At 30.0% G+C, this 12,645-nt stretch carries 17 protein-coding genes; 4 read left to right on the top strand and 13 right to left on the bottom strand.

Features of this window, described 5'->3' with window-relative positions; all coding sequences use genetic code 11:
• The 13 genes from VFS71_RS17740 to VFS71_RS17680 all read right to left on the bottom strand — a co-directional run.
• Positions 1-1,474 (bottom strand): ABC transporter transmembrane domain-containing protein (locus VFS71_RS17740; protein WP_326402945.1); only part of this gene is annotated, 1,474 nt, incomplete at its 3' end.
• A gap of 69 nt (positions 1,475-1,543) precedes the next feature.
• Positions 1,544-2,731 carry a hypothetical protein gene (locus tag VFS71_RS17735; RefSeq protein WP_326402944.1) on the bottom strand — a complete coding sequence of 396 codons (1,188 nt, stop codon included), beginning with the start codon at positions 2,729-2,731 and terminating at the stop codon, positions 1,544-1,546.
• Positions 2,732-2,763: 32 nt separating this feature from the next.
• On the bottom strand, positions 2,764-3,567 hold the full coding sequence (locus VFS71_RS17730; protein ID WP_326402943.1) for a tetratricopeptide repeat protein: 804 nt from the start codon (positions 3,565-3,567) through the stop codon (positions 2,764-2,766).
• Positions 3,568-3,574: 7 nt separating this feature from the next.
• Positions 3,575-4,702, bottom strand: coding sequence for a hypothetical protein (locus VFS71_RS17725; protein WP_326402942.1), 1,128 nt, complete (start codon positions 4,700-4,702; stop codon positions 3,575-3,577).
• Positions 4,703-4,781: 79 nt separating this feature from the next.
• The gene (locus tag VFS71_RS17720; RefSeq protein WP_326402941.1) at positions 4,782-4,922 is read right to left on the bottom strand and encodes a hypothetical protein; all 141 of its coding nucleotides are present in this window, start codon (positions 4,920-4,922) and stop codon (positions 4,782-4,784) included.
• A gap of 47 nt (positions 4,923-4,969) precedes the next feature.
• Entirely contained in the window at positions 4,970-5,113 is a 144-nt protein-coding gene (locus VFS71_RS17715; RefSeq protein WP_326402940.1) for a hypothetical protein, read from the bottom strand.
• Between the two features lie 177 nt (positions 5,114-5,290).
• Positions 5,291-5,458 carry a hypothetical protein gene (locus VFS71_RS17710; protein ID WP_326402939.1) on the bottom strand — a complete coding sequence of 56 codons (168 nt, stop codon included), beginning with the start codon at positions 5,456-5,458 and terminating at the stop codon, positions 5,291-5,293.
• An 88-nt stretch (positions 5,459-5,546) separates the two neighbouring features.
• Entirely contained in the window at positions 5,547-5,696 is a 150-nt protein-coding gene (locus VFS71_RS17705) for a hypothetical protein (RefSeq protein ID WP_326402938.1), read from the bottom strand.
• A gap of 18 nt (positions 5,697-5,714) precedes the next feature.
• Positions 5,715-5,867, bottom strand: coding sequence for a hypothetical protein (locus VFS71_RS17700; protein ID WP_326402937.1), 153 nt, complete (start codon positions 5,865-5,867; stop codon positions 5,715-5,717).
• Between the two features lie 15 nt (positions 5,868-5,882).
• Positions 5,883-6,041, bottom strand: coding sequence for a hypothetical protein (locus tag VFS71_RS17695; protein ID WP_326402936.1), 159 nt, complete (start codon positions 6,039-6,041; stop codon positions 5,883-5,885).
• A gap of 441 nt (positions 6,042-6,482) precedes the next feature.
• Positions 6,483-7,412, bottom strand: coding sequence for an alpha/beta hydrolase family protein (locus VFS71_RS17690; protein WP_326402935.1), 930 nt, complete (start codon positions 7,410-7,412; stop codon positions 6,483-6,485).
• Positions 7,413-7,416: 4 nt separating this feature from the next.
• Entirely contained in the window at positions 7,417-7,884 is a 468-nt protein-coding gene (locus tag VFS71_RS17685) for a hypothetical protein (protein WP_326402934.1), read from the bottom strand.
• Positions 7,885-7,949: 65 nt separating this feature from the next.
• Complete coding sequence (locus VFS71_RS17680; protein ID WP_326402933.1) at positions 7,950-8,129, bottom strand: hypothetical protein; 180 nt, start codon at positions 8,127-8,129, stop codon at positions 7,950-7,952.
• A 585-nt stretch (positions 8,130-8,714) separates the two neighbouring features.
• Between VFS71_RS17680 and VFS71_RS17675 the strand changes: the two genes are divergently transcribed.
• The 4 genes from VFS71_RS17675 to VFS71_RS17660 form a co-directional block, all read left to right on the top strand.
• Positions 8,715-10,433, top strand: a complete 1,719-nt coding sequence (locus VFS71_RS17675; protein WP_326402932.1) for an AraC family transcriptional regulator — start codon at positions 8,715-8,717, stop codon at positions 10,431-10,433.
• A gap of 137 nt (positions 10,434-10,570) precedes the next feature.
• Positions 10,571-10,726 carry a hypothetical protein gene (locus VFS71_RS17670; protein ID WP_326402931.1) on the top strand — a complete coding sequence of 52 codons (156 nt, stop codon included), beginning with the start codon at positions 10,571-10,573 and terminating at the stop codon, positions 10,724-10,726.
• Between the two features lie 38 nt (positions 10,727-10,764).
• Positions 10,765-12,465 (top strand): S8 family peptidase, encoded by a 1,701-nt coding sequence (locus VFS71_RS17665; protein WP_326402930.1) that lies wholly within the window; start codon positions 10,765-10,767, stop codon positions 12,463-12,465.
• Positions 12,465-12,645, top strand: a 181-nt coding sequence (locus VFS71_RS17660) for a hypothetical protein (protein WP_326402929.1), incomplete at its 3' end; no start/stop codon positions are given. The genes VFS71_RS17665 and VFS71_RS17660, both read left to right, overlap by 1 nt.

Genomic DNA, 12,645 nt, shown 5'->3' with positions numbered 1-12,645 from the left:
TACCTTCTGGAATACTACAATTTAGGTTCTTCAAAACAAAAGGGGTTGATTTCCCCCCATATCTATAGGACAAATCTTTTATTTCAATGCTTTTGTTTTCAGGCAACTCTTTGACTTTATGCAATACCAAATCATCCTCATCCTCTTTGCAATGCACTTGTGACAATCGCTCCAAACTTATTTTAGCATCTTGCCAAGTTTGTATAAAAGTGACAAAATTTCCCAGTGGCAAGTTCAATTGTCCTACAATGTATTGAATGGTAACCATCATACCAATCGTCAATTCACCGTCTACAACAGCTTTGGCAGAAAGAAAAGTGATAGTGATGTTTTTTAATTCATTTATAAAAGTAGCACCAATAGATTGGTATTGTGCCAATTTCAAGGTACTTAATGAGGTTTTGAAAAGACTAATTTGAGTATATTCCCACTTCCAACGGTTTTTTCTTTGCGAATTATTAATCTTTATTTCTTTGACTCCATTAATTATTTGTATCAAATTGGTTTGGCTTTGCGAAGTTTCGTCAAATCTTTTGTAATCCAATTCTGCTCTTTTATTCAAGAAAAAGAAAGTCCAACTCACATAAAGAATAGATGCTATTATAAAAACAAAAAATATTTTCAAGTTATAATACGCCAGAATAAAGTTGAAGATAACAAAAGTAACCATCGAAAATACCATATTCAAAGTCGAAGAGGAAACAAAATTCTGAATACGGGTATGGTCTGTAATCCGTTGCAAATGTTCTCCCGTGTTTCTGGTGTCAAAATAAGAAATAGGTAACTTAAGCATTTTGAACAGGAAATCGGATATCATTTTGATGTTAAACCGACTCGTAATATGGATTAAAATCCATTCCCTAAAAATATTGACTGTCGTTTGAGACAATATCAACACCAATTGCGAGATAAGAATCAGGTAAATAAAAGGAATATCGCGGTGATTTACCCCAATATCCACCACAGACTGCATCAAAAATGGCAATATAAACTGAATAACAGTTCCCACCAATAAACCTAAAAAAAGCTGCCGAATCAATTTTTTATAAGGCCTAAAATACGGAATTAAAAACGAGAATCCTTTACTTTTGCTTTTGTCTTCATCCAAAGCATAAAACTGGGCGTTGGGTTCCAGCAATAAGGCAAAACCAGTACCATCGCCTGTATTAGTCCACGCATTTTTGAAATCATCGTGTGTATAGTCCAACAATCCTTGCGCAGGATCAGCAACATAAATTTTTGTTTTTGTAGTTTTGTATACCACCACAAAATGCTTTTGTCGCCACGGTACAATAAAAGGAACTGGAGCCTCATCTACCAAACTTTCTATAGAAATTCGCATACCTAATGTGCGCATCTCGATAGCTTCGGCAGCCTCTGCTATACCCGCCATAGTAACGCCTATTTTTGTAATACTCGCTTTATCTCTTAAAAATTCTCTTGAAAACGTTTTGCCATAGTGTTTGGCTATCATTCTTAAACAAGTTGGACCACAATCTCTGTAGTCCAATTGCCTAAAATGTGGAAACTTTTTTTTAATCATTTATGCTTTACTTTCTTTAATTAATGCCCAAACACTTTCATTAAAATTACTTTTGTTAATACCCGTTAATTTTTCGAGCACTACAAAATAATTTTCATTTCCCCCTTTTTTATTTTTACCACAACATAAAAATTCGACAACTGCAGGAAATCCTTTTTCTTTTTCAATTTTTTCGACTAATAAAGCATTTACAACATAGTCTGCCATCAAATGTTTTTGTTGGCTTTCTCCAAAATTTAATTGATTTCCTTCATACGATGCCAATGCTAGCCAATCTGTTTTAGGATTTGAAGCTACTTTTTCTTTGAACGATTTTAGGATTTGTTCCCATGATATTCCCCAGCTTCCGCCATAAAGATACGCACAACCCTCATCAACAGGTTTGTTTATAATGTCTCTTGAATAGACATTACGCAATCTCTCATGCCATAAATCATGTGGATCAAAACTATTAAAGTTAGTATTGTCAGCTCCGCTCACTAATAGAAGCGTACTGTTTTCATTGGCATTAAATGTGGTTGAACTTCGTCCGTTGTAATCTAATTTATAAGACACTCCGATGGTTTTTAAAACATCCGGAAAGTCATTACATCCATACCATTCTATTTGCCCTTGAGGAGCATTTAGTTTTTTGTCAAAAAAATCAACTGCTTTCACATATTCAGATGCAACTTTGGAATTTAATGTGCTTTTAAAGTAAAAGGTACAATTTGCAATTTTTTTGCTTTTCCAAGAAATGGTATTACGCTTCAAAGGAGACAAAAAATAGAATTCATTATTTTTTTGCTTGGCCAAAATCTCAAAACTGGCTACCAAAACAGGAATATTTTCGTTTAAACCTATATAGGAGAATTGAATCAAAAAATTGTTTTTATCCAACTCAACAATATTAGTCAGATACCCCTTGTAAAAATTATTATCTTTAAATTTTTCGCTTTTTTCAATTCCTTTTATTTCGTCAAGCAATAAGGAAGTTTCTGGTAAATCTTCCTTTAAAACAAAACTGTTTTCTTTGTTTGGATTGTCTTTTAGACTTAGAAAACCGTTTAGGGATTTTATGAGATTATTTGATATAATTGTATCTTTAGGCAAATTGATATTTACTGGAACAATTAATAATTTTGTTTGCCCGAAAGAAAATACGGTAAACGAGAGTAATAGACTTAAATAAAATAATTTTAGTTTCATATTATAATTTTTTAACACCATTTTTTTTGCTATTATTTCCATCTTACTTGATATGGATAAGTTTCATAAACAGTATTATCTTCATTAATTGTATAACCCATTTTCGCATCTTGTTCTGCCTCCTTATACAATTTTGATGACTCTTCTTTTTTCTCTAATCGCGCCAAACAAATAGCCTTGTAATATTTTACATCTGATAGATTAGGATATATTTTTAATGCTTTATCAAATTCAACGATAGCTTCTTCCCACCTTTTTTGCTCATATTTTGAAATCCCATAATAAAACAATGCGGTAGGATGTTCCAATCCTTGCCTATTTTTAAAAATATCATCATTATATTCTTTAAATAGTTTTTCAGCTTTTTCGTATTCATTCAATTGCAAATAGCACAACCCAATATAAAAAGCATATGTATGATCCATCCTATATCCATTACCATATTTTTTTATGCAATCTTCAAAATCTATTATGGCTTCTCTATAAGTTTTTGCAAAAATACATTTGATAAAGGCTCGGTACGGTTGCCATTCTCTAGGGTCATATTGTACAGCTTTATCAATATATTGCATTCCTATTTCATACTTTCGCGCTTTGAAGTATGGCATTGCTTTTTGTTGCCATAAATAGGCAATGGTGCTGTCTTTTTTTAGTCCTTCATCCAAACAATTTTGCCATTCTGCCATTTGATAATTATAACTGTACTTTTTGGCACAATTAGTTACATATTCATTAATTATGGCTTCCTGATTCTTTTTTGTTATTTCTGAATTTGTTTGAGCATAAATAAAACAAGAAAGTTGAAATAAAGTGAATAAAATAATTGTCTTTTTCAAAATAGTTTTAATTATTTAGTTTGTTGAAATTTTTAAATGCGAAGTTATAAGTTTGATTACTGTAATCAAAAAGATTTGTAGTGGAATTCCATTTTTGAAAAACCTCTAAATATTTTCTCCTAATCAAATCGTATATTTCAATACCATCTGATGACAAAACATTTTCAATCCCTTTGAAAAAGGCATTTATTTTTTCAAATCTATCCAAATCATGAGTGCATTTATTCAAGTAAAATCCAATTCTTCCAACAGCTTCTTTTTTTTGTTTGTAATCAAACGAATTATTTGTCAAACAATCATCCAAGCAGGTAAAAGTTGTATAATATGTATAAAGGGCATGAAGAAGGATATGTATAGTTCTATGGTCTTTCTTTTCTATTATATCTTCCACGTTTTGCTCTTCATCTATTTTAAAAATAGCTTTTCTATCATATAATAAAGTTGTTAAAATAATATGACCTGTTTGATGAGCAATATCGTCAACAAAAAAAACTTCATCGTAATCATCTTGATAAACATTAAGAAAAGCGATTCCATGAGCTTTTATTGTAGCAAAAGAATTCGTATTGTTGGTGTCTGTTTTGAAAATTAAAATTTTTTTACAACATTGTTCAATTAGCTGAAAATGTTCATAAGAATTATTTTTTATAAAACTAAGAGCATTTGTCAAGTAAGATATGTTTTTTTCAAATAAAACAGGATTAATTACTATTTCATCCTCGTTAATCAAATCGCCCAATGTATTTTTAAAAATATTTTGAAGCAAATTAACCGAATATTTCAAAACTTCAATATTGGTATGCTCAACCATTTGTATTTGTTCAAAGGGAACTGACTCTCCATTTTTGAGGTATCCCAATTGTGGAATATAAACTATATCATTTTTTTTGAAAGAATACTTACTAATAATTTCTTCTCTTTTTACAAAATATCCTTGCATAAACTCAACCAATAATTCATTAGGCAAATCATTTTCATTTTTACAATTAAAATAGGTAAACAATAAAGGCTCTAGAAACACATTATCATCATCAAAATTAACTTTCTCAAGTAAAATAGGATTTTCTTTGTAAATAAGTAGTTTTGTTGTATTGGTTATTTCAGTTTGTAAATAATTAATTTTTTCTTTTATCATGATTGTTTTTTTTAATTATAAAGAGGCTCAAAATATTTTTAAGCCTCTTTAATTAAAATATTTCTATATAATTAGCTAGTTATGGCTGATAGATTATTACATCTCCAACTTTAGCTATTATGTGACAAGCATCTGCATTACCTCCAGCAATACTTTCCAATAATTCTTTCGAAGCAACAGCTTCTGCTCTTTCTCTTAAAACTTCTAAACTTAATTTCATAATTTTTAATTTAATAAATAAACAATCTATTTTTAAGGTTACGTTTCTTAGCTAGTTATAAGGTTAGGTCTCCTAGCTAGTTCTTCAAAAACATGACAGTCATCTTGATTCCCTCCATTTATTGATATTAGTAATTCTTCTGAAGCAATTACTTCTGCTCTTTCTCTTAAAACTTCTAAACTTAATTTCATAATTTATTTTTTTTTAATTGATTACTTAAATAATTGATAATAATCAGTACCATGACATGAATTATGAGAGACGTTTGCCATACCCTCAGATATTTCATTCATTAATACTTCCGAAGAAGTAACTTCTGCTTTTTCTTATAAAGCCTCTAAACTTAATTTCATGATTTTAATTTAATTCTAATGAAGAATTATTGTTCCAGATGTTGGACCATAGATTGTTGTAGTATCTCCATCTGTCACAATGTGACAAGAAGCTTGCATTCCCCCTGAAATTGCTCCCAATAACTCTTCTGAAGCTGTAGCTTCTGCTCTCTCTTTTAGAGCATCAAAATTTAATTTTCTCATATTTTCTTTTATTGATTTTAACATATGGTTATAAGTTCAAAATAGAAGTTATCTACTATACTTATCTTGTTATAGATTAACTAATACTTTAATAGACGTGAATATCTATTGTACCATCAGATTTTTGTTCGACTGTTACGTGACAATCATTTTGCATACCTCCTTTTATTGTACTCAAAATTTCTCCTGTAACTGTTGATTCTGCTTTTTCTTTTAAAGCGTTTAAACTTAATTTCATAATTAATAAAAATTTATATTAATAATAAGTTTCTGTAAGCACATCACCATCGTATTGATCATCATTATGACAATCATCTTGATTTCCTCCAGAAATAGTCTCCAACAATATATCGGAAACAATTCCTTCTACTCCTTTTTCTTTTAGAGTATTTAAACTTAATTTATTCATTTTAAGCTATTAGATCTATTTACTCTTAAAATCGGTTGGAATATTTCCATCCCCTTCTCTTCCAAAACTACTATCATGGCAAGATTCTTGCATACCTCCAGAAATAGTCTCCAATAATTCCTGTGAAGCAACTTCTTCTGCTCTTTCTTTTAGAGCCTCAATACTTAATTTCATAATTTTTAATTTCTAATAATATTAATACTTTAGGCATATAAGCCGTGCCATCGGTTTGCTTGCAAGCAGTTTATTTAAATACATTTCTTCTGCAATTGGCCACTTGCAAAATAATTTGTAGTAAAATACATTTTTGTAATTCTCGATTTTAGAAGTATAAACCCTTTCAAGATGATACGAGGATAGTCTTGGTAAAAAAATAAATGATATCAAAATTCTTGTTTATGCTTATTTAGCGAAAAATCATGCTTACAAAAGCCATAATAACAACTATTTTTGTTCTCACGCTTTATTCCTCTACAATTCTCTTGAAATGTTTTTGCTAAGTATTTGGCAATATCCTTAAATAAGTTGCATTACAACCTCTATAGTCCTATTGTCTAAAATGCAGAAAATTGTTTTATATCATTTTATACGTTTCTTTAATCAATGCCTGAATAATTAAAGATATCTCCTTAACCAATCTTCTATTTCAATCAATAAATTAGAATCTCTTACGTTTTCTAAACTATGATTTTCATTTTCATAGACTAATAATCGTGTTGTAAAATTTGAACTATTTAGTTTTGAATAAAACTTCAAAGCATTATCAATACGAACTCTTTCATCTTTATTCCCTTGAATAATAAAATTAGTAAGTTGTTTATTCTCAATAGAATCGATAGCTAACAAACTCGAACGCGTTTTTAAAGCAGCAACTGAGTCTTTGGCATAACCAGGAATCCTAGCCCTATAAACTCCAAACATTTCGGAACGTTCCATGTCAAATAAATCTGCTTGACCTGCTATTGCAATATTTGTTTTAATTCGATTGGTTTTTTTAAGCATCAAAAAATTGGTCATCACGCCTCGACTCCATCCAAAAACTCCAATTCTTGTCTTATCAACATTAGGTAATTGGTCAATAATATCCAAAAGGCTTAATACATCATTTACATCTTTCCCTCCAAACTCGTCAAATCCTTCACTTGTACTATTTCCTCTTAATTGAGAACCAATTATAACATATCCTTTATTAGCTATTTTACCAAGGAAACTTGCTAAATAGTGAAACGGAATTTTTCCAAAATCTCCATTTCCTCCCCTATTATAAATCAAAACGGGATAAATTCCTTTCTTTTTCGGCTCAACCAAGAAACCTCTAATTTTTAAATTATCAAAAGACTTGTAATTAAAACCATAAAAATTTAAAGAATCTACATATTGGAACTCATTTCTAAGAATAATTTTCCCACCTACTTTTTTAGAAATTATGGAATCGAAAGGAAAACTTGCAATTGTTTTTGGTTCTAAATTAGATACTGTATTTTTAGTTTGAGAGAAACTGAATTTGGCAAAAAGTAATAGTGTTACGAAAATAATTTTATTCATGAGTTTATCTCGTTATTGTTTTAATATATTCTTTAGTATATTTATCGGAAAATTCAACATACCATTTATTTAACGTTTCCTCTCCTAATTGATCATAAATAAGTTCATACTGCTTTTTTAAAGTTTCTTTATAATCACTTAAACTTTTGCTACTGTCTTTATTCCAATTCTCCCTTTCTTTTTTTGTTGTAGGTTGATGATGTATGTAACATCCAAAATTAGATTGACAAAATTCATTATAATCCTTAGTAAATACTAAGAAATTATGCCACATTTCGTCAATTATAAACAAGGAGTCATCAATTATCAAATCAAATTTTGCATTCGAACACAACCATAACCATTTTTTAGTCTCTTCAAAAATACTTATTGCTTCAAATTCTTCAATACCATATATTTCTAAAAATCTACCAATTACATCATCATTGGTATATTCAAGAGTGCTTTTTAGATTTTTATTTCTATTTATCATCTTTTGCAAAATAATTTAAAATAAGGAGGTCGTAAAAAATACAAACCTCCATTAAATCTCAGTTCCTAGCAAGTCCCCTTACAACCACCTGTTGAAGCACTGCAACCTCCAGGAAGTTTTGGAGTAGATGTATCTACGGAACAAGCTATAGCATTACCTCCAACAATTTTGTCTAAATGCTCAAATTTCTTATCTAGCAAATCATTGATAACTTTCTTTTTTTTAAGGTCATTAACTTTTTTCATGGTTTTAAATTTTAGGGTTAATATTGTTCTTCAAATTCGTTGCTAAGTCATAGAATATAACTTGAATACAACATCTGAAAATTCGATTTACAATTTTTCAGATATAACTCAATTTTACTCTCTTCATTAAATGAAAAATAGTAATGATAAATAGACCGTGCCATCGGTATGCTTGCAAGCACTTTATTTAGATACATTTCTTCTACAACGGCCTATTGTGAAAAATTTGCAGCAAATACTTTTTTTTGAATCTTTACTTTTAACTTATAATCACAAAAGTTTTTATAAAGATTATTTTTTAAGAAAGAAGTTTTCAAAGTTTACAACAGAAATAATTTAATTTACCAATTACTTTTTCTATCAAAAACATCTCACTTTCCTGATGCCAAAACTAGTGTAATCATCCTATAAAAAACAAACTATTGCTATCGAGATTCGGGAATTCAGACATGCTTTTCAGGAATTAGGGGACTGATTTATTTGTAAATAACTAAATATCAGCAATACAATTCGCTTATAAGAAAATCATTATTTTTTATTAAAAAACATTATTGTTTACTGTACTTTTGTAAAAAACTAAAGTCAATGACCTACTTACACTGGAAGAAAATACTTTTTTTACTCATAATCCCATTTACTTTACTAGGACAGGCAAAAGAAAATGATCATACACGACTAACTTATGATGACCTTAATAATTTATATTTTGATAACTATAAAAACCAAAGCAAACAACTAGAATGTGCGAAGGCTATTATGACTAAAGCCAATGCAGACAATAGTCCGATTAAAAAAGCAAATGGATACTATCTATTTGCGTTATTATCCGAAAGCAATAAAGCAATCCACTATTTGGATAGCGCAATAGCCTATTCTAAAGACAAAAACGATATAAAGTTTCCAGCTTATGCCTATTCCGAAAAAGGGTATGTCTTAAAAAAACAATTTAGATATAGAGAAGCGATAGATAATTTTATATTAGCTGAAAAGGAAGCTAAGAAAAATAATATTGATTATTATTTTCGAGTAAAATTCTCAATAGCTGTATTGAGATCAGAAGAATTAGGAGAAGTGACCGAAGCTCTTGAATTATATAAAGAATGTTTTAATTATTATAAAAATAAAGAAATAAGAACCCCTAAATATTCCTTTGATTATCAGAATGTCATATTTGCTCTTGCAGATGCATATAAGGCACTGAATCAATCAGACACAGCAACCTATTATAATAAATTAGGTTATCGCGAATCTAAAATTACTAAAGATGATGAAATGAATGCACTTTTCATATTAAATGAAGGAGCCAACTTAGTTTTAAAAAAGAATTTTAGAGATGCATTAGACAGTATTGACAAAGCATTACCAAAGATGATTTCCTATAAAAATCACGGAAATACATTGGCAGCCTATTACTATTTAGGAAAAATTTATGAGGGTCTAGGAAATAAGGCTAAAGCAACCCAAAATTTCATTAAAGCAGACTCCGTTTATAACAAAACAAAAAGAATAACTCCCGAATTCACAAGTGGATACTCTTTTTTAATATCGTATTTTAAAGAAAAAGGAGACAAAGCGAAACAGTTAAAATACATAACAAAATACATGTATATTGATAGCACTTTGCAAAAAAACTATAAAGAATTGACAAAAAAACTGCAAAGAGAATATGACACCCCACACTTACTTTCAGAAAAAGAAGCCCTTATTCAATCATTAGAAAAAGACGAAACACTATCCTACTGGGCAAACGTTACATTAGTATTACTTACTGTTTCTATTGGAGCATTTGGATTTTATCAATATAAACTAAAAAAAACGTATCGATCTCGATTCGAAAAAATCATTAATCCAATATCTTCAATAAGTACTAATCAAATTGTTGTTCCCGAAACTAAAGAAATTAAAATAAATGCAGCTAAAATAGAAGATATTAGCATTGCCGAAGAATTGGTCAATCAAATTCTGGAAAAACTCAAACGCTTTGAGTCTAAAAAAGAATATCTACAATCTAATCTTACAATACAAATGCTTTCCACAACATTTGAAACAAATAGTAAATATGTATCGAAAATTGTAAATGCCTACAAGGGAAAAACATTCATTCAATACATCAACGATTTAAGAGTTGAACATGCTATTGTTCAATTGCAAAAGGATAATAAATTACGGAAATACACCATCCATGCCCTCGCTGCGGAATTTGGTTTCAATAGCGCCGAATCCTTTTCGACCGCATTTCACAAAAAAACAGGCATAAAACCTACTTATTTCATTAAAGAATTAGAAAATAAAATAAATATCTAAATTAAATAGCATCAATGATTTGAATGCTTTTAAAAATCGAAATTCAGGAATTCCAATAAGCAAAATGACGTATTTTAATTTTATAAATAAAAGACACTATAAATTTGTACTTATTATAAACTAAAATTTAAAAAATTATGAAAACAGACAACGAAAAAAAAACCAACAAAAAATTTGATTTAAAAAAAATGAAAGTAGCAAAATTAAAAAACATGCATTTGATTATTGGAGGTATTTCTCCAGGCGATATATATACTACTACAGATACAAGCGATTTAGCTAATCGTAGGTAATTAAAAAACATTATTAAATTTTATCACACTTGTAATTCATGAAGTCCACTTATACTTTTCTTTTCTTTTTATTTCTTTTCATAAGTTGTAAATCAACAAAGGAATCTACTATGTATTCTGATAAATTGAGATTTAAAAAAGAGCTTAGTCCATTGTCCAAGCAAACTTGGTATCAGAAAGATTACTTACAAGATTCTATCCCCGGAATTTCATTAGACAAATGGCACAACAAAAGGAAACCAAAAAACAAAAGTGTAATCGTTGCCGTAATAGACACCCAAATCGATTTGAAACACGAAGATTTGAAAGGCCAAATTTGGGTCAATCCAAAAGAAATTCCAAACAATGGTATCGATGATGATCACAATGGATATATTGACGATATCAATGGTTGGAATTTTACTGGAACCAAAAGTGGTGGTTATGTAGTATGGGGTAATTTTGAGTATACTCGTGTAATAAGAAATTGGCAGCAATTCTTCAAGAATAAAACAGAAAACCAAATTGATGCTCTTGACCTGCCAAATTACAAAGAATATCAAAGAGCTGTTAAAATGCAGGAGGAAAGAAGTATTTATTACAATACATGGTTACAGTCTATAAAACATAGTATTATAGTTTACCCATTGATAAAGGACACCTTAAAATATTTTTTCCCTAAAGAAGATTATACTTATCAACAATTGGATAGTTTGTATAAAAAACATAAAATTAATGACAAAACATATAGACAAAGGCGTGAGGACAATGATAGGGATTTAGGATCCCTTATTGACTATAGAATGCTTTGTCTTGAGAGTAATGAAAACACACTAGAGGATATTTTAGAACATAAAGCACAAATAGACTCTATTGTAAATAAAAATTTAAACCTAAATTTCAATGAACGAACAGCTATTGGCGATAATCCTCTAAAATTAGAAAAAGGGTATGGCAATAATTTAGTCTGTAACAACAAAGTAGGCTATCGAATCATTCAAGACCATTGCACTAAAGTCTCGGGAATTATTGCCGCCAATAGAAATAATACTATTGGTATAAAAGGAATTGCCGAAAATGTAAAAATAATGCCTTTGAGTATTTCTTTTTCTGGCGATGAACATGACAAAGATATTGCCATGGCGGTACGCTATGCAGTGGATAATGGTGCCAAAATTATCAATATGTCTTTCGGGAAAGAATTCTCCTTGAACAAAGAATGGTTTTTTGATGCTTTTAAGTATGCAGAGGAGCACAATGTTTTACTGGTTCACTGTGCTGGTAACAACCATTTTAATGTTGATGAAAATCCATATTATCCAAGCGACAATAGTTTTGATGGATCGAAAGAAGTATGTGGCAATTTCATCAATGTAGGCTCCATTTCCTCTAGATTGGACAGCACTTTTGTATCCAGTTTTTCTAATTATGGCAAACAAAATGTAGACTTATTTGCCCCTGGAGAGGAAATCTATACAACATCCACAGGTAGCACGTATGTATCAGATTCCGGGACTTCACTTGCAGGGCCAATGGTTTCTGGAACGGCCGCATTAATCTGGTCGTATTATCCCAAATTGACGGCAGCAGAGATCAAACAAATTATTCTGGACTCTGGCACTGTTTATGATATTAAAGTTATAGTTCCTGGAACAAAAGATAAAAAAGTTCCTTTTTCGGAATTATCCAAATCCGGAAAAGTTTTAAATGTATATAATGCCATGCAACTCGCAGAGAGAGTGAATAAACATAGAGGATAATGGGTGATTATAAAATTCGTCCATTCCAACATTATGTTTTAAGAACCCCATTATTTTCAATAGCTAACTATAAGAATACATTGCAGAATTATTCCGATGAAAAGGTATTGTTGCAGTTTGAAGACCCTTATGTTCGAGAAGCAATTCGCTTGGCCTCTCCGGAACTGCTTACGGCTTTAG

The organism is Flavobacterium sp. (genome assembly GCF_035760125.1).
Lineage (GTDB): Bacteria > Bacteroidota > Bacteroidia > Flavobacteriales > Flavobacteriaceae > Flavobacterium.
The sequence above is the reverse complement of the archived record's forward strand: the minus strand, read 5'-3'. Positions and strand labels throughout refer to the sequence as shown.